This window comes from Thiobaca trueperi (assembly GCF_004342175.1).
Classification (GTDB): Bacteria; Pseudomonadota; Gammaproteobacteria; order Chromatiales; family Chromatiaceae; genus Thiobaca; species Thiobaca trueperi.
Map to the genome: position 1 here is coordinate 100553 of NZ_SMAO01000009.1, position 25256 is coordinate 125808.

A 25256-nucleotide genomic window follows, 5' to 3' on the forward strand; every position below is an offset into this window, starting at 1 on the left:
ATCGCGCCCAGTGCAGCAGGTGATGTTTTGGGTTTGGACCGGCCTTGGCAGCCTCGACGACTGCCGGAGCTGGCGCGATTTAAGATATTTAAAACAATCGCTTAAAAATTCTGTCAATCCTGTCTATTCAATCCGGAACCTCGCACCTCCCGATCCACGATCGCCGCCACCACCAGATCGCCCCAGACATTGATGGCGGTAATGGGATAGTCGAAAAAGCGATCCACGACCAGATAGAGCGCCAGATAGGTCTGGGGCAGTCCGAGCAGATCCAGCATGAAGGCCATCATGGCGATGCCGCCGCCGGGGATGCCGGCAGTGCCGGCGGAGGAGGCCATGGTCAGCAGGACGATGAAGAGCGCCTGCCAGATACTCAGATCGGCGCCGGCCAGTTGGGACATGAAGATCAGCAGGATGGACTGATAGAGCGCCGAGCCGTCCATGTTGAGCGTCGCGCCCAGCGGCAGGGTGAGACTGGTGACGCGCTCGCTGATTCCCGCCGCTTCAAGCGCTCGTTTGGAGACCGGGTAAGTGGCGTTGCTGGAGGCGGTCGAGAGCGCGGTCAGCAGCGGTTCGCGGCAGGCCGCGACAAATGGCCAGGGCGAGCGTCCCGCGCGGACGCGGTAGAGCGTTGGCATGACGATTAGGGCATGCAGGAAAGCGGCAAGCGCCACGGCCCAGACGAAGGGGCGAAGCTGCAAGACCCCCGTCCAATCCATCCCCGCCAGTCCGGTGTAGACCAGCGCCATGACGCCGATAGGGGCGAGCTTGAGGACGCCGGCAAGCATTTGCATCACCAGTGCATCCAGCGCCTGCGCGCCGCCGAGAAGGGTCGCGCGATGATCTGCGGCAAGCCGCCGGGAGGCCAGGGCCGCGATGACCGCGACGAAGACGATGTGCAGCACATTGCCCTCGGCCAGCGAGGCGAAGAGATTGCTCGGAATCAGGTTGGCGATCATTCGCTCCAGACTGAAAGCCGCCTCGGTCGGCTGCGCTGGCGGCAGATCGAGCAGGCCGGCAGGGATGTCGTGCGAGAGACTCAGACCGATGACGGTGCCGAGCGTGGCGGCGACGGCGCTGGTCAGCAGGTAATAGCCCAGTGCCCGCCCGCCGATCTGTCTGAGATCCGTACCCCCGGCCAGCGAGGCATAGATGGAGACCAGAATCAGCGGCAGGATCAGCAGCTTGAGTACCGCGAGAAAGATCTGTCCCAGCCAGGCGACATAAGGCGCGCCAGCGGGAAAGAGCAGCGCCAGCAGGATGCCGAGCAGCAGCCCGATGGGGATGGAATAGAGCCTGTGCATGGGACGGAAGCCAGGGCTCATCGCCACCCGAGCCGGCGCAGATTGCGCTCCACTTCATCCTGATCACTGTAAGGGGTCTTGTGCCCGTTGCGGTCGATATAACGCTCGTGACCCTTGCCGGCGATCAGGGCCACCCAGGGTTCGTCCGTCGGACGTTCGGCCAGCCAGTCGAACAGACGCGCGATCGCCGCGTGACGCTCGACCACGACCTCATGCCCGGTCGGCGGCATCCCGGTCAGGATGTCGGCGATGATCTGCTCCGGCTCTTCGGTGCGCGGGTTGTCGGATGTCAGGATGACATGATCCGAGTGGCGCGCGACGGCCGCGCCCATCAGCGGACGTTTGCCGCGATCACGGTCGCCGCCGCAGCCGAAGAGGGTGATGACGCGGGCGTCGGGAAACCCCTGGCGGATGGCGGTCAGGATGGTCTCCAGCGCGTCCGGGGTGTGGGCAAAGTCGATGACGAGGGTGTGACGACCGACGACCTGACACTCGAAACGGCCATCGACCGGGCGCAGAGACCGCCAGTCCTCGCGCGCCCCCGGACCCAGCACGCCATTAGCTAGCGCCACGGCCAGCGCATAATTCTGACGGTTGTGGTCAAGCGCCAGAAAGGGCTTGGCGGCGAACGCCTCCGCGTCTAGGATCGCCGGCTCCAGTAACTGCACCGGCACCCGCTGCGACGCCTCTTCACGCAGGCGACTGACGACCGCCGGGCTGGTGCAATAGAGTGTGCCGCCGTCCTGGATCAGATCGAGAATGCGCGACTTGGCGGCGAAATAGGCGGCCTCGTCGTGGTGATAGTCCAGATGATCCTGGGTGAAATTGGTCCAGCCGGCGTTCTGGAGCGGGATGCCGTGGGTCCGTCCCTGATCCAGGGCGTGACTGCTGATCTCCATCGCCACGATGTCGCATTGATCCTGCCAGACAGAGAGCAGCCGGCGCAGTTCGATCTGCGGCGGCGAGGTGAAACCCGTTTCCAGCAGCGGCTGGCCGTCGAGAAAAACGCCAAGTGTGCCGATGGAGAGCACCCGCCGTCCCTGAGCCGACAGCATGGATTCCAGATATTTGACGGTCGTGGTCTTGCCATTGGTGCCGGTGACGCCGATGAATGTCAGCCCACTGGTCTTGAGCGGATAGACCAGATCGCAGAAGCGTCCGACCACGGATGCCCAGTCGCCCGGACGGGTGACATGGATGCCCCTGCCTGCCAGTTGGTCGAAGCAGTTCAGCGGGCGGTTGGTGACCAGCACCGCAAAGGCGCTGTCGGCGAAATAACGTCGATAAATCTCAGCGTCGCTCAGGTCATCGTCGAAACGCTGGAAGAAGAGGATCGAACCGGCATCGCAGTCGCCAGTGCGCCACTGGATGTTGGTCAGCTCTGGCGTGACGTCTGGCGCTTGCGACCAGACGAAATCGAGGGTTGCGAGCAGTTGGGACAGCGGGTTGGTGGACATGTCACAGGCTCGCATATTCCAGGATTTCCTGTCCCATCAACACGCAATCCTGATCCAGTTGGTAGTAGATCAGGTGCATGCGGTACTTTCCCTTGTGGATCATTCCCCAAACCTCCAGCACCTGGAAGCTTTGCGCTTTGTTGGCTGGATTGCGAAGTGGCGCTTGCGCGACGACCTTCGGATCGATGACGATCCGCTCATCTTCGCCGAAATGGAATTCGAGCAGACGCTTCGCCTGTTCGAGCGCGTCCCTGGCGCAGAGCGGTGATTCGGCATGGGCGATGCCAAGACTGGAAAGTCCAAGGATAAGCGCCAGCAGCGCCGAGACGGGATACCTGGTCATGAGGATGATCCTGGATGATGTCACACAAGCCGGTCCGGCAGGACGGGCAGTCAAATCGCGGTCAGAACGGCTGACAGAGCCATGCCACTGGCGTCGTGACTGACCCGTGGCTAAAAATCGACCCCCAATCCACGCACAACCGGCGAGGTGTCAGTCCATGTGTTACGCAACCCCTCAGGACGCTGAGGACGCTTATTATGACGCGCTTGAAGCCGGCGATGCATCGGCCATGATCGCGGTTTGGGAATCGTCGGATGAGATCGTCTGTCTGTTGCCGATGACCCCGCTGGCGCTCGGGCCGGCGGTTGCGCGTCTGTGGCAAAGCATCCTGCAACCGGGCGCCGGGTTCGAGATGCAGGTGCGCCATCTGCGCTGGATCGAGTGCGGTGATCTGGCGATCCATCTGGTCGAGGAATGCCCCGCCAGCGAGCCCGGCGGTCAGACGCCGCCGGCCATTCATGCCACCAACATCTTTCGTCGCGGACCCGATGGCTGGCGGCTGATGCTGCATCAGAACTCGCCGACTCCGTCACCCGCGCCGGGCGTGCCGTCACGTGCTCGCAGCCTGATGGCCTAGCGCGCCGACCATGCGGTCGATGCGATGCGGCGCAGATGCCCGGCAAACGAATCCGCCGACGTAAAGCCGACCAGTCGCGCGCCCTTGAGTTCTTCTCCAGTCGGCGCGAAGAAGAGCAGGGCAGGGGGGCCGGGGATGCCGAAACGGCCCTGCATCAGCGCCTGATCCGCGTCATCGTTGGCGGTCACGTCGGCCTGTAGCCGCACGAAGCGGCGCATTTCGGCGATCACGGATGGATCGCTGAAGGTGTAACGCTCCATTTCCTTGCAGGACACACACCAGTCGGCATAGAAATCGAGCATCGCGGGCTGACCCGCCGCGCGGGCGACGCTCAATGCCCGATCCAGATCCGCGACGGTTTTGACACGCTGGAAGCTGGCGTGCTCGACCGGGCCGCCGAACGCCAGCCCGCGCAGCGGTTGCAGCGTGTCCTTGCCCCCGGCGGCGGCGCCGAGCAGCATGAGCGCGCCATAGATCAGCAGGACGAAGCCTACCCCTTTCCACAGCTTGCTCCAGCCGCTGCTGTCCGTCGGCAGATGGCTGAGTGCGCCCATGTAGACCGCCGAGCAGATCAGCAGCAGACCCCACAGCAGCATGGCGACCGCCGCCGGCAGGATGCGTTCGAGCAGCAGGATGGCGACCCCGAGCAGGGCCACGCCGAAGACTGCCTTGATCGTATCCATCCAGACCCCGGCGCGTGGCAGCAGCCTGCCAGCCGAGGCGCCGATCACGAGCAGCGGGGCGCCCATGCCGAGACTGAGCGCAAAGAGCGCCACCCCGCCGAGCGCCGCATCGCCGGTCTGACTGATATAGATGAGCGCCCCGAACAGCGGCGGGGCGACGCAGGGACCGACGATCAGCGCCGACAGCAGACCCATGATGGCGACCCCGAGCAGGGTGCCGCCCTGTTGCCGGTTGCTGAGCGCCGCCAGTCGGGATTGCAGACTCGACGGCAGTTGCAGGTCATAGAAGCCGAACATCGACAGCGCCAGCAGCACGAAGATCAGGGCAAAGGCGCTGAGGATCCAGGGATCCTGAAAGACCGCCTGGAGATTGGCACCGAACAGCCCGGCCAGCACGCCGACGACCGTATAGGTGAGCGCCATCGCCAGGACATAGACCAGTGACAGCGTGAACGCCTTGCGGGTCGTCATGGTCGCGCCATGACCGGCGATGATGCCGGACAGAATCGGGATCATGGGGAAGACGCAGGGCGTAAAGGCCAGCAGCAGACCCATGCCGAAAAAGACCGCGACGATGAGCCAGAGACTGCCGCCAGCGAGGACGGCGGCGATCTGATCCTGTTCGGAGACGGGCGGCTCGGTGATGGCTGGCAGCGGGGCGGGGGGCTCAGTAGTCAGGGTTCCGGCAGATGCTGGCGTGATGAGCGCCGATGAATCCGGCAGGTTCAGTGTCACCCGTTGGGTCTGGGGCGGATAGCAGACGCCGATCTCGGCGCAGCCCTGATACTTGACGATCAGGTTGGCGGTTACAGGCGCGGACGATGAACGCCGGAGGGGCAGGGTCAGATCAATCCGGTCATGATAGATCTCGACCTCGCCGATCTGTCCGTCCGGCAGCACCGAATCCGGCTTGACGATTCCCGCCGGCCAGAGGATGTCACCGAGCGTGATCCCATCGGCATCTTCCAGCGTGACCGCGATCAGCTCGCGATAGAGATAGGTTCCAGGGGCGATCTCCCAGGTCAACTGGATCTGCTCGGGGCTCGCGACCTCGGCCTGGAAGCGAAAGGCTGCTTCGACTGGCGGCAGGTCATCCGTCCCACCCAGACCGAGCGATTGCGCGAAACGGGTCGCTGACAGCGGGGCGGGCAGATCGGCGGCGGCTGGCTTGGCTGGCGTCGGTGCGGCAAACGCTTTGGGCAGCTTCACCTTGAGTGTCTGGCGTTGCGGCGGATAGCAGAGCCCGGCGTCTGCACAGCCCTGAGCGGTGACATCCAGCATCAGGGTGCGATCTGATCCCGGCTCACGGGTGAGCGGCAGACGGATCTCGGCGGCGTGATGATAAACGGCCATCTCGCCGAAGAATTGATCCTGCTTGATCTCGGGTTCGGGCAGGTCGGGGGTGCCGATGGTGATTCCAGCGGTTTCGGTCGCGAAGCGGAGCTTGTCCCGATAGAGATAATAACCATCGGCGATCTTCCAACTGACCCGCACCGCCTCCGGTCCATCCGCCTTCGCCGTGACCCGGAAGGCTTGTTCCGGCTGGAGAAAATCGTTCTGCGCCTGAGCGGGCAGAATGAAACAGACCGCCAGCAGGATCGGCAGCAGGCGCAGCGTGCGCGTCCAGTCCAGGCGAAAGGGCATCCGGGCAATCAGTCCTGCGGTTGGGTACATGTGGTGATCCAGTTCAGATAATCGGGCAGACCTGCGACAATCGGGACCGCAATGAGTTCGGGCACTTGATAGGGGTGCATCTGACCCACCCGCCCGGCGAGCGCCTCGACCCGCTCCTGAGTGGTCTTGATCAGCAGCAGAATTTCGGGCTCGCGCTGCACCTCGCCCTGCCAGCGGTAGATCGAAGTCATGTCCGGCAGCAGACTGACACAGGCAGCCAGTTGCTCATTCACCAGCGTCTCGGCCACGCGGAGCGCCGTGTCACGGTCGGGACAGGTGCAGAACAGCAGGCGGTAATCGGCATTCATCGTCAATGGATTTCCTTCGGAGTCGGTTCCAGGAATGTTGGGGCGACATCATCGTAGGAGCCCGCTTGCGGGCGACTGGTCTCAGAAGCTGACTTTGTTTCCAGCAATCCGCTCAGTCACCGTCGTCCGCAAGCGGGCTCCTACGAGGTGACGAGTGGATTGCATCTGGTGACGAAGCTCCTGCTTCGTCACCCGCGAGACGAAGCTCTGCTTCGCGAATCCGATGGCCAGCGCCCGGATCAAGCCAGCGCGAGGGCCGGAAGCGATCGCCGAGGTCACGAAGCTGGGGCTTGCATCTGGTGATGAAGCTCCTGCTTCGTCACCCGCGAGACGAAGCTCCGCTTCGCGAATCCGATGGCCAGCGCCCGGATCAAGCCAGCGCGAGGGCCGGAAGCGATGGGCGTCTTGAAGCAGAGCTTCATCGCCGAGGTCACGAAGCTGGAGCTTCGTGACCAGGAGGAAACCGGTCAAGATGACTGACTGCGGGATCCCGGTCGCCCGCCCGCCAGTCGCCCTCAAGCGGGCTCCTACTTTGGACTTTGCCAGGCCGAATCGGTAAGGTTTCAGCCTGTGAAGTCTGGTTCCACAGACTCTTTCCGCTTCCATCATCAGGCTTGCGTTCACGCCAGGAGAGACAATCATCGTGCTGCCTATTCTACTGCTTCTCATCGGCCTGCCTCTGGTCGAGATTTATCTGCTGATTGAGGTCGGTTCCAAAATCGGTGCACTGCCGACCGTTGTGCTGGCGATTCTGACCGCCGTGCTGGGTGCCGGGCTGGTGCGTCATCAGGGGTTCGGGGTACTCCGACGCATTCGCGACATGAACGAACGCGACGAATCACCAGCGCTGGAAGTGCTGGATGGTGCGCTGCTGCTCATCGCCGGCTTTTTTCTGCTGCTGCCCGGTTTTCTAACCGACACGGTCGGTTTTTTACTGTTGATTCCGCCGTTGCGCCATTGGACGATCAAGCGCTATCTGAGCAGTCGACATGTCCGCGTGATGTCCGTGTCGGGCTATGCACGCAGCCATGATCGCCGCGCATCGCGCACCATTGAGGGCGACTACCGCCGGGACGATTGACGCGAACCGTCGTCCATCAGCAGGGCCGGGCGCAGATCCGGTCGCGTCTGTTTTCCCCGGCCTGAGCGGGCATGTTGCCCGTCTGAATCGGCATGTCGTTGAGATCTGCAATGTCGTGGCAATATTGCCGTCACATGCATGAGATCAGAGGTTCCGATGAAGACGACCGCCTGTGAGCGCGAAACTGCGCGCATCGCCTCGATTGCTCAGATCCTGTATACCGCCTGCAAACCGCTGCGGATTCTACGGACCATCGCCTGGGGGCCGGAGGTGAAGGAACGCTTTCTCGCCAGTGGCGGGCGCGAGCTGCCGCAGGTGACCTATACACCATTCGACCCGACCGCCAGCATTGAGGCCATCCGCGAGGCGCGTCGCCAGATCGTGCCAGTGACGACCATCGATCTCTGGCTGGAGCGTCAGGCGCAGTCCATCGAACTCGGGGCGCGGATGCTGGCGGCGGTGGGCACGCCGGGCTTCTTCGAGTACGGGCGTCAGGTCTATGGCGAGCCGACCGCGCCGCTGCGCTATGTCCCCATCACCCCGCTCGATCTGGCGCAGACGGTGCTCGACACCATCACTCAGCTTGCACATATCGATGTCCACACCGCCCCGCCGGCTTATCACAGCGCCGAACAGGTGGCGGAAGACATCGGGCACGCGGTGCGCGAGCATTTCGGCGAACAGGCTCCGGCCATTGAACTGGTTGATCGGCTGTCGGCGAATGCGCTGGCGACCTCGCGGGCGATCCGCATCCGGAGCGGTGCCCGTTTCACCGACCGCGATTTCACCCAACTGCTGCATCACGAGGCCTATATCCACGTCGCCACCTCGCTCAACGGTCGCGACCAGACCGAGCTGCCGATCCTCGCGGCGGGTCATCCTGGCACCACGCGCACTCAGGAAGGGCTGGCGGTCTTTGCCGAGGTCATCAGCGGCTCGATTGAACTTGACCGGCTGCGGCGGCTGGCGGATCGGGTGCAGGCGATCCAGATGGCGATTGAGGGCGCGGATTTTTTGCAGGTCCACGCCTATTTCATGGAGCGCACCGACGACCCGGATCAATCCTTCGAGAACGCCCGGCGCGTCTTTCGCGGTGGCGTCATCACCGGCGGTGCACCCTTCACCAAGGATCTGGTCTATCTGCTGGGACTGCTTCAGGTCAATAATTTCATCCGCGCCAGCTTTGCCGCCGGGCGCGCCGACTGTCTCAGCCTGCTGTTCTGCGGCAAGCTCGATATCTTCGACATCCCGGCACTCTGCGAACTCTATGCGCTGGGCCTGTGCCGTCCGCCGCGCTTTCTCCCACCCTGGATCAGCGATCCGCGCTACCTGCTCGCCATCCTCACCTTCTCGCTCTTCGCCAACCGCGTGAGTCTGGAGCCGATTGTCGAGGTCGTGCGCAAGCTGCTGGACAGCGCGCCGGTGGTGCGGATGCCGGGGGTGGTGGGTGAAGCCGGGTGAGTGTCACAGCGACTGTCACAAAAAGGTGACTTGATGTGATTGATTGCTTAGATCCTGCAAACATTGGATGCGGATGAGTCAACACCAAGTTTTTGTGTATTTTTAATGTGACAAAATGATCTGTATGTCTTTTTGCTAAAAAATAAACGATTGATTTTAAATAAATTATTTTTGGTTTGTTTTTTGCATTAAAATTTCCAGTTGTCGGGGCGCGGGTTCGGCAGCAAAACTTAACGTCTGATAATCGATGGCTGCTTTCATTCTCAACCAGAGGTACGACTTATGAACAAGATTTTCTCTTCTTTGATAGGCGGCTTGGCTTTGCTTGCCGTTTCATTTGGGGCGAACGCTGCGACGATTAACGGCCAAGTTCAAATTACCGGAGGCATGCAGACAATTGGAACATATCCGAGTGCAACGGGGGTCAATTTTCTATATGGCGAAGTTGGAAGCTGGCTTCCCAGTAATGCCACAGGTGATCTCAGCGTGATGCTTGGAGCAACGACCGCGAATGGCCAGCTTCAAATGCCAAGTTTTTCATTCGCCGATCCATCTGGAACAACAATATGGTCATTTGTTAAAGGTGGGGATAACTTTACGTTTAAGACCGATACTATTGACAGCAAACAGGAGAATGGATATCTCTCTGTTACAGCATACGGCTTTTTGTCATCCACTAACTCTAACTATGATACGACCAATGCCATCTTCCAATTTTCAACCCAATTGGGAAAAAATGAGGTCACGGCAACATTTTCTAGTGGAACCGCCGTTGTTCCTCTCCCCGCTGCCGCCTGGCTCTTCGGCTCGGCGCTCCTTGGTCTAGTCGGTATCGCCCGGCGCCGCCAGTCGTCCCCGGTTTGAGTCCGGTAGCTGATTCTGCGGCGACACAAGCCGCAGCAGCGGTGTCCACTGCGAGTCAGTCTAAAGTTTCCCGCCGCTTATCTCCAAGCCCCGTCTCTGGCGGGGCTTTTTTATGACATCGTCGATCCACGCACGCTCAGTCAAGCATCTGCCGCCAGAACTCCCGGTGGATCTGTCGGCTGAGGTCCGCATCCACACGCACTTCGATGACCCCGCAGCCAGTGCCGGTCTCGCCAAGACTGTGCGCCAATGCCTGACGAAACCCCTCGCCATCTTCGACGGTGCGATAGCCGATTCCGCAGGATTCAATCAGCCCCTTGAGATCGATTCCCACCGGCGTGCGCCACAGTCGCGCGAAATCAGGCAGTCCATGTTGCGGGAGGTAGTCGAAGATGCGTCCGCCGCCATTGTTCAGGACGATGCAGGGTCGGTTCAGATCGCGCAGCAGCAGGAGCCCGCTGAGGTCATGCAGAAAGGACAGATCGCCGAGCAGGGCGGTGGTCGGGACGCCGCCAGCGTTGAGGCCGGCCAGGGTCGAGGTCTGGCCGTCGATGCCGCTCGCGCCGCGATTGCCGAAGACCCGCAGCGCGCTGGCGCGACTGCCCGACCAGGTGTCGAGTTGACGGATCGGCATCGAGTTGGCGCAGAAGAGCCCGTCACCCTCGGGCAGCGCGGCGAGCAGATCGGCCAGCAGATGGGCCTCGCACCAGGGCGCCTGGGCCAGATAATCCGCCGTGAGCTGATTCAGGCGCTGTTCAGAGTCGATCCAGCCAGCGAGCCAGTCGGGATCCACCAGCCCGGCGCAGGTGAGCCGGTTGCAAAGATGAATCGGATCGACGGCGATCTGGAGCCGGACATCATGATTGGGATCGCTCCAGCCCGCACCCGGATCGATCAGGATGGTTGGGATGTCGGCCAGCCAGCCGAGCAGGGTCTTGGATACCGGCGCGCGACCGATGCGCAACACCCAGTCCGGTTTCAGGCGGGCGGCGGTGCGGGGGTTGCGCAGCAGGCTGTCATAGCGGGTGATGCGATGCACGGGAGCGGAGCCAAAGCGCAGACCGGAAAGCGGATCGCAGAGTACGGGAGCATTGAGCCGTTCGGCACAGGCCCAGAGTGCAGGGGCGAATGCGGGCGGCCAGTCGCCGGGACCGCAGCAGATGACGCCGCGCCCGGATAGGAGCGATGTCAGAGCGGTTTGATCGCATTCCCCCTCTCCCCAACCCCTCTCCCTCAAGGGAGAGGGGCTAAACCTCTCGCTCCTGGGGTCAGGCTCCGCCACGCAATCGGACGCTGGCACCAGGGGTTCGCGAAAGGGCAGATTCAGGTGCACCGGCCCCGGTCGGTGGCCGCGACTCACCGCCGCCGCGCGGGTGCCGAGCGCGCGCATCATCTTGAGCGCAGCCGGGCTGTCTTCAGCCGGGCCGGGGTCATGGAATTCGCGCACGAAGCCGCCGAAGAGCCGGGTCTGATCGATGGTCTGATTCGCCCCCCAGCCGCGCAGCTCTGGCGGTCGGTCGGCGGAGAGCAGGATCAGCGGGATCCCGGATTCGGACGCCTCGATGACGGCGGGAAACCAGTGTGCCAGGGCGCTGCCCGAGGTACAGACCAGACCCACCGGACGCCCCGAGGCCCGCGCCAGTCCGAGCGCGAAAAAGGCGGCGCTGCGCTCGTCGAGAATGGGCGTCAGTTCCAGCTCGGGCTGACGCTGTCCGGCCAGTACCAGCGGCGTCGAACGCGAGCCGGGCGAGAGTACGAGCCGGCGCATCCCGCCCGCGACCAGTCCATCAAACAGGGCGAGTGACCAGCGGAGATTCAGGCAGGCCAGGTCCATGTTCACGCAAACTGCAACGCCGTCGCCATGGCCGCCAGCTTGTGTTCCGTTTCCTGCCATTCGCTGCTCGGGTCGGATCCGGCGACGATGCCGGCGCCGGCATAGAGGTCGGCGATCCGGTCGTCGATCCGTGCGCAGCGCAGCAGCACCCAGAGTTCGCCGGTCAGGTCGGGCTCGACGATGCCGGCGACGCCAGTGTACCAGCCACGCTCCAGTGGCTCGTTGCGGCGCAGCCAGTCGCGGGCGACCTGTCGCGGTTGGCCGTTGGTCGCCGGGGTGGGATGAAGCAGTTCGGCCAGCCGGAAGACATCGACCCCCGGCAGCAGTTGGCCGCGCACGACACTCCACAGATGCTGGGCGTTGTTGAGTTGCAGGATGCGCGGGCCGTCCGCCGGCTCCAGGTGGCGGCTGCATTGGCGCAGCCCGTCGGTGACGGCATCGACGACGACCTGATGTTCACGCAGATTTTTTTCGCAGGCGCACAGACCTTTGGTGATTTCTGCATCGCGTTCGGCGTCGTCGGCGCGGCAGGCGGTGCCGGCGATGGCGTCGGCCTCGATGCGGTCACGGTACTGGGTGAAAAGCCGTTCGGGGGTGGCAGCGACGAAACTGCTCCGGTTGCGGCGGATCTGGATCACCTGACACGACGGAAAGAGATAGGTCAGGGCGGCATTGAGCCGGGCCAGATCGAAGCGTCGATGGCCCTCCAGCCGCAGCCGCCGGCAGACGACGACCTTCTCCAGTCGTTCCTGGTCGATCTCATCGAGTGCGGCAAAGACCAGATCGCGCCAGATTTCCCGATCCGGTTCGCTGGCGCCGCGCTCCAGGTGGGCCGGGGTCAGCGGATCCAGCGCCGGCTGGTCGAGCAGCGGGACGACCTGGTCGAGCCGCGCCGTCCAGCGACTGAGCAGCGCGTCGGCCTGTGCCGGCAGGGGCGTGGTGAGGATCAGCGCCGCCTGTCCCGAACGCGAGCAGAGCGCCAGCTCCGGCAGCCAGAAGAGTGCATTCGGCAGATCGTCCTGATCGGCGTGCAGCGGCGGATGCGGCGAGGCGGCGAGGCCGAGCAGACCGAAGCCGGAAAAGCCGGTTTCGTCGGGATCGATCTGCTGCCAGTTGGCGGTGGCTCTGGTGACGGCGGCGCGCAGTCTTGGCAGACGCTCCGGTCCCTCGGCAAGCCATTCGCCAGCGATTCCATAGCCCGCGCGCCGTTCGCCGCGATGGTTGTGCGCGAAATGGAATTGCGGCCCGGCCAGATCGGGGGCGGTGTTGAGCGCATGGGGCCATTCGAGGATCAGCGAGGCGAAACCGTCCGGCTGGTCGAGTGGCAGGGCGCTGATCGTCTCGCGAAGACGCGCCTGAAGCTGCTCTAAGGCTTTGAGCGGTGCAAGCATGAGTGGGATCGTGGGGCAGATGGGGTGGCGGAGTCGGGGCGCGATGTCAGCGGCGAAAAGCCGCATCAAGACCCCACACGCTCGGGTGGTCTCGACCGGGCAGTTGCTGATTTTCAGGAAGGTTTATACCCATCCGAGATGCCGTCATGGGACAGGATTAATAGGATTTAAAACAATGATTTGAAAATCCTGTCCATCCTGGAAAATCCGGTTAATCCTGTCCATTTATATTTTACTGCAACGTCGCCCAGAAACGATCGATGGTCTCGGCGGTCGCCTCGGGCTTTTCCCATTGTGGCAGGCCGCGTGTCGGGGCGACCCGTTCGGCCCGCCAGTTGGGATGACGACTGAGGAAGTCCGGCAGCTCGTGGAAGTTGATATTCGGATCCTGGTCGTAGATCACCAGCACCGGCTGGGTCAGCCGGCCATAGAGCGTCTCGCCGGCCTGCTGGGTGAAGAGCTGGCCCGAGAGGAAATAGAGCGGTGCATACTTGGCGCCGGGCTGGTGCGTGGTCGCATGGGCGTAATCGATCAGCTCGGGCGGCGTGGCGCCGACGAATGCCTGACGATAGAAGTATTTGATGCTGGGGCGCGTGGTCAGCAGCGCGAAAAGACCGTCATTGATGACCGGTACACTGAGAACCTTGTGCGCACGCTCGGCGGCCTTGCCCGACGGCAGGCCACGGACGTTGAAGCCGGTCGGCGACAGCAGGGTCAGGGTCGTGACCAGTTCCGGTTTCATCAGGGTGGCGCGGGCGGCGAATTCGCAGCCGAGCGAGAAGGCGACCAGATCGGCAGGCACCTTGACCACCTGCTCCAGGAAATCGGTGATGGCGGTGGCGAACAGCTTGGGTGAATAGCGCCGGTTGCTGCGGTCGGAATGGCCGAAGCCGGGCAGATCGAGCGCGAAAACCGGACGCTGCGAGCGATAACGCTCGAACAGTGGCTTCATTTCAAAGGCGCTCGGCGCGGCGTTGATGCTGTGAATCAACACCAGCGGACGCCCGCTTGCGGAGTCATCGGCGTAATAATGGATCCGCCCGGCCTGTTCGCTGATGAAGTCGTGACGCGGTGCGTCGATGGCGGCTGGCAGCGAACGGCTCGTGGCGGAAGGATGCGTGATCGCAGAATCCATGTCATTCGACCTCTGTCTGTTGGTTTAGGGTTGGGTGTCGATGCGCGCGACGGCGGATCTCAGGATGCAGTCGATTCAACCATCAGCGACGCTTGGGCGATGGCTCTCATCCTGGCGCCCGCTGCATTTGACCACAGTTGTCCGCCTTGGGGGGCGGGTTCCATCAATGAAAGACAACCCGTTTTTCAATCCTCACAAGCTTACCGTGATTCTGTCCGTCTGTCTGGTTCTGGCCGGCTGCGCTGGCGTGGCGGCTCCCGAGAACCGGCGTCCGGGTATCGCCATCGAAACCGGCACCCTGCTGTCAGCGACCGGCTGTCCGCTGCACTATGCGCGCTATCAGCCCGAGCAGGGGTCGCACGGCGATCTGATCGTGCTGGGACCGGGCTTTCTGCGCAGTGGGGCGCATCTGGCCGATCTGGCGCAGTCCCTGGCAGCGACGGGCGTCACGACGGTCGTTCTGGACGCCTGCGCTGACCGGATCTGGAGCGGCAGCCATGTGCGCCGGGGATTCGAGATGATCCAGCTCGCCGATACGCTCGCGGCGCGGCGGGTGGTCTATGCGGGATTCTCAGCTGGCGCGCTCGCGGCCCTGGTCGCCGGACGCCATGATCCGCGTGCGCTCGGCGTGGTGGCGCTGGATCTGGTCGATGCACAGAGTCTGGGTCTGCGGATGGCGGATGGGATGACCCGGCCACTGCTCGGACTGACCGGCGAAGCATCCGCCTGCAATGCCTATAATAATGGTCTGGCGGTTTATGCCGCCATTCCCCATGCCCGTGTTGCGCGCATCGCCGGGGCAAGCCATTGCGATTTCGAGTCGCCGACCGACTGGCGCTGTCGGCTGGTGTGCGAGCCTGATGGATTGACCAGGACATCGCCTCGCCAGGACATCATTCGCATGGCAACGGTGGCGATCAAAGCCCTGTTGCTGGACTCGTCTCAGTTCGGTCGGACATCCCGCTAACATTTTGGCGCCTCTCCGATGGCGGTTGCCGAGAGGCGGTTTAGCACGATCTGTCACCTGTCGTACCGCTTCCGTTTATACTTGCGCTCCCGATTTCGCGAATCCCGAGGTTGTTGTCCGCCGCATCTGCGTTCCGGCCAACCTTGACTGTTCCAACCTTGCCGCCGGTGCTCAACCTCGAATCCATGCCTCTGCTCGCTGCCATGCCCATGGGCGCACTCGTTCTGGACGACCGGCAAGGGATCCTCGCAACGAATCAGGCCTTTCTGGATCTGCTGGGTTATTCGCCCGGTCAGGTTGTGGGTCGCGTCTTCGACGATCTGACCCTGACAGACCATGCCGATGCACTGACCGGACTGCTGGAATCGTCCCACGGCGAGTGTCTCCGGTTGGATGTGCGTTTCGCGAACCGACGGGGCGGCGATCTGATGGCGTCGGTCGCCTTTTCGCGCTTCGTCGCGCCCGGCCAGTCTGCGCCGCGTCTGCTGGCCATGATCGTCCGCCATGCGGAGTCTTGCGCGGATCCGCGTCAGGAGACGCGCGCCGATGAGGCGCAGGCATTCGCGCAGGTTGGAACCTGGGAGCTGGATCTCGCGACCGGACAGGTGTTGACCTCGCGCAACTGGTACGACATCTGGGGCTTTTGTCCGGAGCGACCGGTCACGCTGGACAGGTGTTTGCAGCGGATCGACAGCCGGGATCGCGATCAGGTCATCGCGGCGCTCGCGCGGCTCAGCGAGACCGAATCCTCGTTTCAGTTGCGCTTTCGGATCCAGCGCCCCGATGGGCGGATGCGCTGGCTGGAAAGCACCGGACGCCTGGAGCCGGATGGCGCTGGTCTAGCGGGACGTCTCTATGGCTCGGTCCTGGATATCACGTCCCGGTGCGAGGCGGAACAGGCGCTCGCGCGCTACGCCGATATCGTCTCGGCCTCGCCCGACCGCATCGCCTTCGTGGATCGGGGTTGCTGGATCAAGGCCGCGAACGCCGCCTTTCTGGACGCCGTCGGGCGAGCGAACGAGCAGGTGATTGATCATTCGTTCCGTGACATCTGCGGCGACGGCGAACTGCCCGATCTGCTCTATCGCCATCTGAGCCGCTGTCTCGATCACGGCCAGAGCGTGATCGATGACATCCGCGAGACCCACCATAACGGCGACATGCGCGAGGCAGAAGTGAGGCTGTTTCCGCATCGCGACGATCAGGGGAGCGTGACCGGGATCGTGATCTATATCCGGGATGTCACCGTCATCCGCGAGGCGCAGCGGCGTCTGCTGCAATCCGCCGCCGTCTATGCCGCGACCTCGGAAGGTGTGCTCATCACCGATGGTGCGGGCGTCATCGTTGCCGTCAACGCGGCTTTCACCCGGATTACCGGCTATGCCGAGTCCGATGTGCTGGGCCGCAAACCAAATATCCTGAACTCGCAATGGCATTCCCCGGCCTTTTTTGTCGGCATGTGGCGCCGTGTGCTGCGGCATGGCAGTTGGCAGGGCGAGATCTGGAATCGTCGCAAGGACGGCGAGATCTACCGGCAGAAACTGACGATCCGCCGGGTGCAGGACGCGCGCGGGACGCTGATCAATCTCGTCGGGGTGTTTGCCGAGCCGGGCGTGACGATGGGTGCGCCCCGACGCGCCGAACATCTGCTGCATTACGACGCCCTGACCAAGCTGCCAAACCGTCTGCTGTTCGAATCCCGGCTCGAACATGCGCTCGAACTCTGCCATCGGCATGAAGCGCCGCTGGCGCTCTTTCTCGTCGATCTGGATCGTTTCTCCCATCTCAACGCGAGTCTGGGTCATCAGATCGGCGATGAGCTGCTGCGCGTGGTCGCCCTGCGGTTGCGGGAAGCGATCCGTCCCGCCGACACCCTTGCCCGACTGCGCGCCGATCAGTTCGGACTGCTTTTCGAGGCGATCAGCCAGGCCGAGGAGGCCAGCGAGATTGCGCGGCGTCTCCACGCCACCCTGCGCGCCCCCATCCGCGCACGCGGTCATGAGGTGTTCGTCACGGCCAGTATCGGCGTGGCCGTCGAGATTGGTCTGAAGGCGGATCGCAACGCCATGATCGCCCAGGCTGAAGCCGCTCTGCGTCAGGTGAAGCGGCAGGGGCGCAACGCCTTTCGGATGACCGTCATCGAGTCCGCGGATGCCGCCGACGAGCATCGGCATCTGCTCGAACTGCTGCGAACCGGGCTCAAAAAGAACGAATATCGGTTGTTATACCGTCCCCAGGTGGATCTCGAAACCGGAATCTGTCAGGGGGGCGAAGCCTGCATCCATTGGGAGTCCAGCGAGTTGGGGCCGGTTCCGGCGGAACGCTTTCTGCCGCTCGCCAACGAGAGCGGCTTCATATATGAGCTCGGGCACTGGGCGCTCGCCACGGCCTGCCGTCAGCTTCAGGTCTGGCTGTCTCAGGGCTTGCCGGTCTGCTCGCTCGCCATCCCGGTTGCAGAGGCGCAGGTCATGCGCGGCGATCTGCTGCCGGTCCTGGAGCGCCTGCTGATCGCACATCCGGCGGCAGCCACGCTGCTGGAGCTGGGGTTCAGCGAATTGCTGCTCCAGAAACATCCGGAACAGATCGCTCAGGTCTTCAATGGTCTGCATCGCATGGGCATCGGCATCGCGCTCAACGATGCCGGCAGCGGCTGGGTCGCCCCAGCCGTCCTGCGACGCCTGCCAGTCAGGGTCGTTACCATCCACTCGTCTTTTATCGAAAGTCTGCCCGACTCATCAGACGATCTCGCGGTGGTGCAGGCGATCATCGCCATGGCCCAGGCATTGGATCTGGATATCCGGGCCGATGGCGTGCGCACCGATCCGCAGCGTTTACTGCTCCTGAACATCGGTTGCCGTCAGGCGCAGGGCGATTTGTTCGGCGGTCCCTTGCCAGCGGCGCAGATCGAGCGCCGCTTCGGCGCGCCACCCGAGCCCGTGCCGCAACCAGCCTTCGAGAATTAAGGCGATTTCGGGGAAATACGCTACCTGGATCAGGGGTTTGATTGAGACAGGATTAAAAATAGCGGCTTAAAAATCTTGTTAATCCTGTCGAAGAAAGACCCGGTCACAGGTACCAACTTTGCTGAAAATCACCTAAACGGCGAAACCGATTCATGCGACGCTCATTCAAAATTTTGCTGTGGCTGCTGGCTCTGATGGTCGTGGCCGTGCTGGCGCTGGGCACGCTGATGCTCCTGGATCGCCAGCCCATCGTGCCAGCCGATCCGGTCGCCACCGAGGCGGAACAGGCCTGGGTCAGACAGTGGCTGGCGGTGAACCGGCCTCGCGCCCGGCAGACCGGGAAGCGCATCACGCTCACGCTGTCCGAGCGCGAGGCCAATCTCATCCTCAACGAACTGCTCAATCAATTCGGTCAGGGGCAGGCGGTGGTGCATCTGGAGGCCGGTCGCGCCCGACTGCGCGTCTCGCTCGCCATGCCCTGGGATCAGCTTGGCGGATTTGTCAATCTGGAACTGGTGCTGGTTGAGGACGGTTCGCTGCCACAGGTCGAAGCAGCCCGTCTGGCCGGACTTCCGCTGCCCGGTGCGCTGGTTCAGACCCTGGCGGATCGCGCCCTGACGGCAGCCGACCGCACCCAGTTGTTCGAGTCGGTCGAACTCAAGCCGGATCAGGCGCGGATCACCTATATCTGGCGTCCGGACCTGCTGGAACGTCTCGGCAGCGGCTTTGTTGCCGGTACCGATCTGCCGCATCTGCTGCATTATCAGGAGCGTCTGGCCGAGAAGGTGGCGAGCGTCCCGCGTGGTCAGCCGCTCGGGCTGGCCGAGCTGCTCGCCTTCCTGCTGAACGAGGCGCGCTCGCAACCGGCCAGCGCCGATCCGATCACGGAGAATCGGGCCGTGATCCTGGTGCTGGCGGCCTATGTGAACGGTCGCGCCATCCGCGATCCCGCCGACTCGGCAACCACTGTGACGCCACCTCGCCAGCATCCGGTGCGGTTACGCGGGCGTCGCGATCTGGCGCAGCACTTCATGACCTCGGCGGCCCTGGCGATTCAGGGCAATGACGCCCTGTCCACTGTGCTTGGCTGGTACAAGGAAATGTCCGACTCCAACGGTGGCAGCGGCTTCAGCTTTGCCGACATGGCGGCCAACCGCGCTGGCATCCGCTTCGCCACCCTTGCCACCGCAAGTAGTGTTAGCGCGCGGCGGGTACAGGAGTTCGCCGCGCCGGGATGGTCCGAGGATGATTTCATGCCGGCCATCGACGGACTGCCTGAAGGCATGGGTCAGCGTGAATTTGTCGCTGCCTTCGGCAATCCGCAGAGTCCCGGGTATCAACGCATGGTTGATGACATCGACCGTCGGATCGATGCCCGGCGGCTGTTCCGCTCACCTTCGGAATAAAGCAGTTGTCTCGTAAAAAGTAGTTGAATTGCGGGATTGCGGTTCAATCCTGTTGATATTCCAGCATCAGAGGCCGAGGCGAAAGGTCATGTGACCTGGATTGTCCCTTGCTCAAATCGAACACGATTGGCGTGATGATTTGCGTGCGGTCGATTACACTCCGGTTCTCTGTCACCGGAATTCGCGCCGCCGCACCTCATGACGACCAGACAGGCCAGAGGATCAGCCATCCTCATCCTGAGCGCCCTTGGCTATGGTGCGCTCATGGCTGGCGCACCGCTGGTCGCATTCGCTGCCGCTGAATCAGCGCGCGACGATCAGGCGGCGCTGTCCGATCTCCTGAGCATCATCGACGATGTCTCGGCACTGGCCACCCGCACCCGTCTGAACGCCGATTTCGTGCCGGGCATCCTGACCGTCCTCCACGGCGAGGAGCTGGTCGCGCTGGGTGTTCAGAGCGTGTGGGAGGCGCTGGCGCTGGTGCCCGGCGTGCAGATCGCCCGGAATAACAATGGCGCTTTGCGGGTCTTTATTCGCGGACTTCAGCATGGCAACGGCAATATCAAGCTGCTGCTCAATGCGGTCGCCATGAACAATGCCTACAGCGGCTACGCCAATATCCTCTCCATCCCGGTCGAGCAGGTGCAGCGCATTGAGGTGATCCGGGGGCCGGGCTCGGCGGTCTATGGTGAATTTGCCTTTGCCGGGGTCGTCAACATCGTCACCCGCCAGGACGGGAACCGCATTCATCTGCGTGTCGGCAGCGGCGATGCGCAAGGCGCCGGGAGCGTGTTCTCGATGCAGGATACGGCACGGGATCTGCGTCTGAGCCTCAATGTTGCTGGCTGGGAGACAGAAGGGAGTCAGGTGATGGCCGGCACTGACCGGCTGTACGCGCTGGGTCTGGGGGCACTCTCGCGTGCACCGGGGCCGGTCGGCAACGCAGAGGGCAATCGTCTGGCAGTGTTCACGCTCGACCACGGCGATTTCTCTCTGCTGGCACAGTACAACCGCAGCCGGAACGGCCCCTTCTTTGGCGCCTTCAACGTCCTGCCCGCCGCGACCGACAGCCCGGATGCGGTCTTGACCGAACAGACACTGATCCAGTTGCGCCAGGGGTTCGCTCTGGCTGAGACCCTGGGGGGCGAGCTCAAGTTTTCCTGGTGGCAGTTCGAGGGTGACTGGCGGGAAGATGCGCTTCCGCCAGGGACGCCCTATCCGCTGCCATTCGGCAGGATCTATCCGGATGGCGTCTCGGTTCGCAATGCGGTCAGTACCAGTCGCTGGGAGACCGCGCTTGGCCTGAACTGGAGCGGCTGGAAAAATCATCGCTGGCGGTTTGATCTCAGCGCGACCCAGGATCAGATCGATAATGCCTGGTGGTCATTCAACGGCGACCTCAGCACCCTGCAACCGGTGCCGGTACCACGGTGTTATACCGGTGCTCAGAACTTTATCGACGAGGACGCAGGGCGTTCCATTTTGAGTCTCGCCGTGCAGGATGAATACCGTTTCAACGAGTCTTTGGATCTGACAGCGAGTCTGCGCTACGACCGCTACAGCGATGTGGACGATAACTTTTCGCCTCGCTTGGCCGCCGTCTGGCGTCTGAGCGAGAAACATCTGTTCAAGGCGCAATATGCCAGGGCCTTCTTTCCGCCCTCGCTGCTCCAGATCTATGGCAACCCGAGTTCGCCAATCGCCTCGACCGCTTCCGATGCAGAGGCCATCGCCACCACTGAGCTGGGTTATATCCTGCGATCCGGCGACACCGTGGCGCGTCTCACCCTGTTTCATTCTCAGGTGAAGAATCTGATCGTCATCGAAAACAGCCGCTATCTCAATCGCGGGCGGGCGCGCCTGCAAGGGGCGGAAAGCGAATGGGAGCAGCAACTTGGCGCGGACTGGAAACTGGCGGCCAATCTCAGCTACACCGACGCGCTGGATGAGGAAACCAACAGCCCGCTGGCCGGTTCTGCCAAATGGCTGGGCAATCTGAGCCTGCTCTATCGTCCGCATCCCGATCTAATGCTGACCGGCCATTGGCGCGCTGTTGGAGAACGTCTGCGGGCTGCGGGTGATTTTCGTCAAGCGCTCGCTGGAACCAATCATCTGGCGCTGACACTGAACTGGTTCGATGCTGGCATCGCCGGGCTGACGTTCCGGGCCGGAATCAGGAATCTGCTCGGCGAGACGATCAAGTCACCCGCGCCGGTCAACACCTACCGCGACGACTACCCGCTGCTGGAAGAACGCACCTGGTGGGTGCAACTCTCCTACCAGTTTCGTTAAACCGCGTCCAGAGCAAGAGACTGAGTTTCGGGTGAGTCAGACACTTGGCACAGCCTTCGCTCTTGGCTGTGACGCGGTTTGAAATTTTATATTTTTTAATATCTTAAACCGCGCCCGCTCGAACGGTCGTCGATTCTGCCAAGATCGACTCAATCCTCAAATATCACATACCGCACCGGGCGCGGTTTAACCCTGTCAAAAAATTTCTCGCCGAAGTCTCACCCTGCTAAAAGACGATTCGCTTCACCCAATAGCGCGCGCGATTTAGCGCGCGCTATCGAGATAGCGGTCGCGCGCCGCCTTGGCGCGGGCGAAGATCTCCAGCAGACGCTCGCCGTCGGCATGGCGGATGCTCTCGGCCAGGTCGGTCATCTCCACCCCGAAGCGGGCGAGCATGGCGCTCAGTGCCTCACGGTTGGCAACGCAGATGTCGCGCCACATGACCGGATTACTGGAGGCGATGCGGGTGAAGTCGCGGAAACCGCCAGCGGCATAGCGGAAGATCTCGTCGTTCTCGCGCATCCGCGCCAGGGTATCGACCAGTCCGAAGGCCAGCATGTGCGGCAGATGGCTGGTCGCGGCGAGCACTTCGTCATGATGGGCGACCGACATGCAGGTGACGTCGGCGCCAGCGGTTTCCCACATGGCGGTGACGCGCGCCAGCGCCTCCGGGTCGGTCTCGGGCAGGGGCGTGAGGATCACCCGACGATGGTGATACAGCTCGGCAAAGGATGCCTCGACCCCGCTGTGCTCAGTGCCGGCGATGGGATGGCCCGGCACCAGTCGTGGCGGCAGAGTGCCGAAAGCCCCGATGGCGTCCATGACCACGCTGCCCTTGACACTGCCCCCATCGGTTACGATGGCCTGCGGGTGCAGGTGATCGCGGATGGTCTCGAAGACGCCGCGCATGGCGCCCAGCGGCACGGCGACGAAGATCATGTCAGCGCCCGCGACGGCCTCCGCCGGATCCTGGGTAAAGGTATCGACCACGCCCAGTTCAAGCGCCTTCTCCAGATTCGGCAGCGCACGACCGCAGCCGACGACCTCACCGACCGCGCCCGCCGCACGCAGGGCACGCGCCAGCGAACCGCCGATGAGTCCAACCCCGATGATGGCGAGACGTTTGATCATGCCGCGAGCACGTCTTCCAGCGCGGCGATGAAACGCGCGTTTTCCTGCTCCAGACCGGTGCTGATGCGCAGATGATTCGGCAGACCATAGTTGGCGAGCGGACGCACGATGACGCCGCGTCGCAGCAGCGCGTCATTGATTGGACCGGCCGGGCGTTTGAGATCGATGGTGACGAAGTTGCCCACCGAGGGGATGTAATCGATCCCCAGGCGCGCGAAGGCGTCGGTCAACTGGCGCATGCCTGCGCGGTTCAGTTCCACCGAGGCGCGTACATGCTCGCGATCGCCGATGGCGGCAGCGGCAGCGGCCTGCGCCAGCGCATTGACATTGAAAGGCTGACGCACCCGGTTCAGCAGATCGGCGACGCGCGGATCGCTGATGCCATAGCCGACCCGCAGTGCGGCCAGTCCGTAAGCCTTGGCGAAGGTGCGGGTGACGATCAGATTCGGGAAGGTCTCGATCCAGTTGGTCGTGTCCGGGAAATCCGGCTCGGAGACATAGTCGGTATAGGCCTCATCGACCACGACCACGCAGGTCTTGGGCAACGAGCCGATGAATGACCTGAGTGCGCTCGCCGCGAGCCAGGTGCCGGTCGGGTTGTTGGGATTGGCGATCCAGACCACGCGGGTCTGATCGTTGATCAGGGCCGACATGGCGTCGAGATCGTGCCCATAGTCGCGCGCCGGGGCAACCCGCGCCGTCGCGCCGACGGCCTGGGTCGAGATGGGATAAACGGCAAAGGCATACTCGGAAAAGACCGATTCGACACCGGGCTGTAAAAAAGTGCGGGCAATCAGATCCAGCACATCATTCGAGCCATTGCCAAGGGTGATGGCGGTCGGCGAGACACCGTGATGATCGGCCAGCGCCCGGCGCAGCTCGAAGCCCGCGCCATCGGGATAACGCCCGATCTCGCCCAGCAGGGCCGCGATGGCCGCCCGTGCTTTAGGGCCGGGGCCGAGCGGGTTTTCGTTGGAGGCCAGTTTTACCGAATCGCGGATGCCGAGTTCACGCTCCAGCTCCGAGATCGGCTTGCCGGGGACATAGGGGGTGAGTCCGGCAATCCAGGGCGTGGCGATGGAGAGAAAGGGGTTTTCAGCTTGGATCATTGAGCCATTACCTTACAGACAGGATTAAATTTAGACAGGATTAACAGGATTTTCCAGGATGGACAGGATTTTTAAATCATTGTTTTTAATCATTTTAATCTTGAATCATCCTGTTAATCCTGTCCATTGACGGCGTTTCGGGCGGGTACGAACTTTCCCGGAAATCGCCTACAACACCGCCAGCGGATAAGAGCCCAGCACCTTGAACAGCAGCGATTCCTTCTGCAAATGCTCCAGCGCGGCGGCGACCGGCAGATCCTGACGATGACCGATGATGTCGATGAAGAAGACATAGTCCCAGATGCCGCGACGTGACGGACGCGATTCGATCCGGGTCATGCTGACCCCATGCGCGGCCAGCGGCATCAGCAGCGCATGCAGACCGCCGGCCTGATTGCGGCAGGAGAGCAGCAGACTGGTCTTGTCCTGACCGCTCGGCGGCGAATCCTGCTTGCCGATGACCAGAAAGCGCGTGGTGTTGCCCGGATCGTCCTCGATCCGCTCGGCCAGCACCTTCAGACCATAGATCTCGGCGGCCTGGAGACCGGCGACCGCCGCCGCGCCCGGCTCGTTCATCGCGGTGCGCGCGGCATCGGCATTGCTGCCCACCGCCACCCGCTCGGCATGGGGCAGATAGCGGTCGAGCCAGCCCCGGCACTGCGCCAGTGACTGCTGATGCGAATAGACGGTGCGGATCGTACTCAGATCGCTTTCCGGGCTCATCAGATGATGATGGATGCGCAGGCTGACCTCGCCGGTGATGCGCAGCGGCGAGCTCATGAAGAGATCGAGCGTGTGACTGACCACCCCCTCGGTCGAATTCTCCACCGGCACCACGCCGAAATCGCAGGCGCCGGCCTCGACCTCGCGAAAGATCTCGTCGATGGTCGCCATCGCCCGCGTGACCACCGAGTGGCCGAAATGCTTGATCGCCGCCGCCTGGGTGAAGGTGCCTTCCGGACCCAGAAAGGCCGCGTTGAGCGGACGTTCCAGGGCCAGACAGGCGGACATGATCTCGCGGAAGAGTCGCGCGACCTCTTCGCCGTCGAGCGGTCCCGGATTGGCGTCCTTGATCCGGCGCAGCACCGCGATCTCGCGTTCCGGGCGATAGAACTGGACCCCGCCCCCCTCGATTCCGGTCTTGATGTGGGCAACCTGCTGGGCGCAACGGGCGCGCTCGCTGATCAGCCGTAGCAGATCCTGATCGATGGCATCGATCCGGCGTCGAACCGCGTCGAGTTCCTCATCACTGCTGGCGGTCATGGCGGTAGTCTCC

At 62.9% G+C, this 25256-nt stretch carries 20 protein-coding genes; 8 read left to right on the forward strand and 12 right to left on the reverse strand.

The window, feature by feature from the left end:
* Positions 1 to 113: 113 nt before the first annotated feature.
* From EDC35_RS15755 to EDC35_RS15765, 3 genes are read right to left on the reverse strand one after another with little or no spacing between them, the layout of a single operon-like run.
* Entirely contained in the window at positions 114 to 1325 is a 1212-nt protein-coding gene (locus EDC35_RS15755) for a dicarboxylate/amino acid:cation symporter (RefSeq protein WP_243651722.1), read from the reverse strand.
* A complete protein-coding gene (locus EDC35_RS15760; RefSeq protein ID WP_132978217.1) occupies positions 1322 to 2761 on the reverse strand; it encodes a Mur ligase family protein in 1440 nt (479 codons plus the stop codon). The genes EDC35_RS15755 and EDC35_RS15760 overlap by 4 nt, the downstream gene beginning before the upstream one ends.
* 1 nt (position 2762) lies before the next feature.
* A complete protein-coding gene (locus EDC35_RS15765) occupies positions 2763 to 3104 on the reverse strand; it encodes a hypothetical protein (RefSeq protein ID WP_132978218.1) in 342 nt (113 codons plus the stop codon).
* Positions 3105 to 3261: 157 nt separating this feature from the next.
* Here EDC35_RS15765 and EDC35_RS15770 point away from each other — a divergent pair, with 157 nt between their 5' ends.
* Positions 3262 to 3681 (forward strand): YybH family protein, encoded by a 420-nt coding sequence (locus tag EDC35_RS15770; protein WP_132978219.1) that lies wholly within the window; start codon positions 3262 to 3264, stop codon positions 3679 to 3681.
* On the opposite strand, the gene dsbD is transcribed toward EDC35_RS15770, so the two are convergent.
* From dsbD to EDC35_RS15785, 3 genes are all read right to left on the reverse strand, one after another.
* Entirely contained in the window at positions 3678 to 6038 is a 2361-nt protein-coding gene (gene dsbD / locus EDC35_RS15775; RefSeq protein WP_243651723.1) for a protein-disulfide reductase DsbD, read from the reverse strand. The genes EDC35_RS15770 and dsbD overlap by 4 nt on opposite strands.
* Positions 6017 to 6346 (reverse strand): divalent-cation tolerance protein CutA, encoded by a 330-nt coding sequence (cutA, locus tag EDC35_RS15780; protein ID WP_132978220.1) that lies wholly within the window; start codon positions 6344 to 6346, stop codon positions 6017 to 6019. The genes dsbD and cutA overlap by 22 nt, the downstream gene beginning before the upstream one ends.
* 81 nt (positions 6347 to 6427) lie before the next feature.
* Positions 6428 to 6817 (reverse strand): hypothetical protein, encoded by a 390-nt coding sequence (locus tag EDC35_RS15785; RefSeq protein ID WP_132978221.1) that lies wholly within the window; start codon positions 6815 to 6817, stop codon positions 6428 to 6430.
* Between the two features lie 172 nt (positions 6818 to 6989).
* Between EDC35_RS15785 and EDC35_RS15790 the strand changes: the two genes are divergently transcribed.
* From EDC35_RS15790 to EDC35_RS15800, 3 genes are all read left to right on the forward strand, one after another.
* The gene (locus EDC35_RS15790; RefSeq protein WP_424565300.1) at positions 6990 to 7427 is read left to right on the forward strand and encodes an FxsA family protein; all 438 of its coding nucleotides are present in this window, start codon (positions 6990 to 6992) and stop codon (positions 7425 to 7427) included.
* A 156-nt stretch (positions 7428 to 7583) separates the two neighbouring features.
* A complete protein-coding gene (locus tag EDC35_RS15795) occupies positions 7584 to 8888 on the forward strand; it encodes a peptidase MATCAP family protein (RefSeq protein WP_132978222.1) in 1305 nt (434 codons plus the stop codon).
* Between the two features lie 282 nt (positions 8889 to 9170).
* Complete coding sequence (locus tag EDC35_RS15800; protein ID WP_132978223.1) at positions 9171 to 9752, forward strand: VPLPA-CTERM sorting domain-containing protein; 582 nt, start codon at positions 9171 to 9173, stop codon at positions 9750 to 9752.
* 136 nt (positions 9753 to 9888) lie between these two features.
* Here the strand turns inward: EDC35_RS15800 and menD are convergent, their stop codons facing one another.
* The 3 genes from menD to EDC35_RS15815 form a co-directional block, all read right to left on the reverse strand.
* Positions 9889 to 11586, reverse strand: coding sequence for a 2-succinyl-5-enolpyruvyl-6-hydroxy-3-cyclohexene-1-carboxylic-acid synthase (gene menD, locus EDC35_RS15805; protein ID WP_132978224.1), 1698 nt, complete (start codon positions 11584 to 11586; stop codon positions 9889 to 9891).
* Between the two features lie 2 nt (positions 11587 to 11588).
* Complete coding sequence (locus EDC35_RS15810) at positions 11589 to 12977, reverse strand: isochorismate synthase (protein ID WP_132978225.1); 1389 nt, start codon at positions 12975 to 12977, stop codon at positions 11589 to 11591.
* Between the two features lie 232 nt (positions 12978 to 13209).
* Positions 13210 to 14112 (reverse strand): alpha/beta fold hydrolase, encoded by a 903-nt coding sequence (locus tag EDC35_RS15815; protein ID WP_132978226.1) that lies wholly within the window; start codon positions 14110 to 14112, stop codon positions 13210 to 13212.
* Positions 14113 to 14278: 166 nt separating this feature from the next.
* On the opposite strand from EDC35_RS15815, the gene EDC35_RS15820 reads away from it, so the two are divergent.
* The 4 genes from EDC35_RS15820 to EDC35_RS15835 all read left to right on the forward strand — a co-directional run bounded on the left by EDC35_RS15820 (position 14279) and on the right by EDC35_RS15835 (position 21740).
* Complete coding sequence (locus tag EDC35_RS15820) at positions 14279 to 15079, forward strand: alpha/beta fold hydrolase (protein ID WP_132978227.1); 801 nt, start codon at positions 14279 to 14281, stop codon at positions 15077 to 15079.
* 143 nt (positions 15080 to 15222) lie between these two features.
* Entirely contained in the window at positions 15223 to 18042 is a 2820-nt protein-coding gene (locus EDC35_RS15825) for an EAL domain-containing protein (RefSeq protein WP_243651725.1), read from the forward strand.
* A 152-nt stretch (positions 18043 to 18194) separates the two neighbouring features.
* Complete coding sequence (locus EDC35_RS15830; protein WP_132978228.1) at positions 18195 to 19448, forward strand: YfiM family lipoprotein; 1254 nt, start codon at positions 18195 to 18197, stop codon at positions 19446 to 19448.
* Positions 19449 to 19646: 198 nt separating this feature from the next.
* Positions 19647 to 21740, forward strand: a complete 2094-nt coding sequence (locus EDC35_RS15835; protein WP_132978229.1) for a TonB-dependent receptor plug domain-containing protein — start codon at positions 19647 to 19649, stop codon at positions 21738 to 21740.
* A 264-nt stretch (positions 21741 to 22004) separates the two neighbouring features.
* On the opposite strand, the gene EDC35_RS15840 is transcribed toward EDC35_RS15835, so the two are convergent.
* From EDC35_RS15840 to pheA, 3 genes are all read right to left on the reverse strand, one after another.
* Positions 22005 to 22871 (reverse strand): prephenate dehydrogenase, encoded by an 867-nt coding sequence (locus tag EDC35_RS15840; RefSeq protein ID WP_132978230.1) that lies wholly within the window; start codon positions 22869 to 22871, stop codon positions 22005 to 22007.
* A complete protein-coding gene (hisC, locus tag EDC35_RS15845) occupies positions 22868 to 23980 on the reverse strand; it encodes a histidinol-phosphate transaminase (RefSeq protein ID WP_132978231.1) in 1113 nt (370 codons plus the stop codon). Before hisC ends, EDC35_RS15840 begins: the two co-directional genes overlap by 4 nt.
* A 168-nt stretch (positions 23981 to 24148) precedes the next feature.
* Positions 24149 to 25243, reverse strand: a complete 1095-nt coding sequence (pheA, locus tag EDC35_RS15850; protein ID WP_132978232.1) for a prephenate dehydratase — start codon at positions 25241 to 25243, stop codon at positions 24149 to 24151.
* Positions 25244 to 25256 lie beyond the last annotated feature (13 nt).

What these genes read in the sequence shown, in the direction of transcription:
- EDC35_RS15770 (WP_132978219.1), top strand. Translation starts at nt 3,262, where the DNA reads ATGTGTTACGCAACCCCTCAGGACGCTGAGGACGCTTATTATGACGCG.
- EDC35_RS15755 (WP_243651722.1), bottom strand. Translation starts at nt 1,325, where the DNA reads ATGAGCCCTGGCTTCCGTCCCATGCACAGGCTCTATTCCATCCCCATC.
- EDC35_RS15815 (WP_132978226.1), bottom strand. Translation starts at nt 14,112, where the DNA reads ATGGATTCTGCGATCACGCATCCTTCCGCCACGAGCCGTTCGCTGCCA.
- EDC35_RS15835 (WP_132978229.1), top strand. Translation starts at nt 19,647, where the DNA reads ATGACGACCAGACAGGCCAGAGGATCAGCCATCCTCATCCTGAGCGCC.
- EDC35_RS15820 (WP_132978227.1), top strand. Translation starts at nt 14,279, where the DNA reads ATGAAAGACAACCCGTTTTTCAATCCTCACAAGCTTACCGTGATTCTG.
- pheA (WP_132978232.1), bottom strand. Translation starts at nt 25,243, where the DNA reads ATGACCGCCAGCAGTGATGAGGAACTCGACGCGGTTCGACGCCGGATC.
- dsbD (WP_243651723.1), bottom strand. Translation starts at nt 6,038, where the DNA reads ATGTACCCAACCGCAGGACTGATTGCCCGGATGCCCTTTCGCCTGGAC.
- EDC35_RS15760 (WP_132978217.1), bottom strand. Translation starts at nt 2,761, where the DNA reads ATGTCCACCAACCCGCTGTCCCAACTGCTCGCAACCCTCGATTTCGTC.
- EDC35_RS15795 (WP_132978222.1), top strand. Translation starts at nt 7,584, where the DNA reads ATGAAGACGACCGCCTGTGAGCGCGAAACTGCGCGCATCGCCTCGATT.
- cutA (WP_132978220.1), bottom strand. Translation starts at nt 6,346, where the DNA reads ATGAATGCCGATTACCGCCTGCTGTTCTGCACCTGTCCCGACCGTGAC.
- EDC35_RS15800 (WP_132978223.1), top strand. Translation starts at nt 9,171, where the DNA reads ATGAACAAGATTTTCTCTTCTTTGATAGGCGGCTTGGCTTTGCTTGCC.
- hisC (WP_132978231.1), bottom strand. Translation starts at nt 23,980, where the DNA reads ATGATCCAAGCTGAAAACCCCTTTCTCTCCATCGCCACGCCCTGGATT.
- EDC35_RS15765 (WP_132978218.1), bottom strand. Translation starts at nt 3,104, where the DNA reads ATGACCAGGTATCCCGTCTCGGCGCTGCTGGCGCTTATCCTTGGACTT.
- menD (WP_132978224.1), bottom strand. Translation starts at nt 11,586, where the DNA reads ATGGACCTGGCCTGCCTGAATCTCCGCTGGTCACTCGCCCTGTTTGAT.
- EDC35_RS15830 (WP_132978228.1), top strand. Translation starts at nt 18,195, where the DNA reads ATGCGACGCTCATTCAAAATTTTGCTGTGGCTGCTGGCTCTGATGGTC.
- EDC35_RS15810 (WP_132978225.1), bottom strand. Translation starts at nt 12,977, where the DNA reads ATGCTTGCACCGCTCAAAGCCTTAGAGCAGCTTCAGGCGCGTCTTCGC.
- EDC35_RS15840 (WP_132978230.1), bottom strand. Translation starts at nt 22,871, where the DNA reads ATGATCAAACGTCTCGCCATCATCGGGGTTGGACTCATCGGCGGTTCG.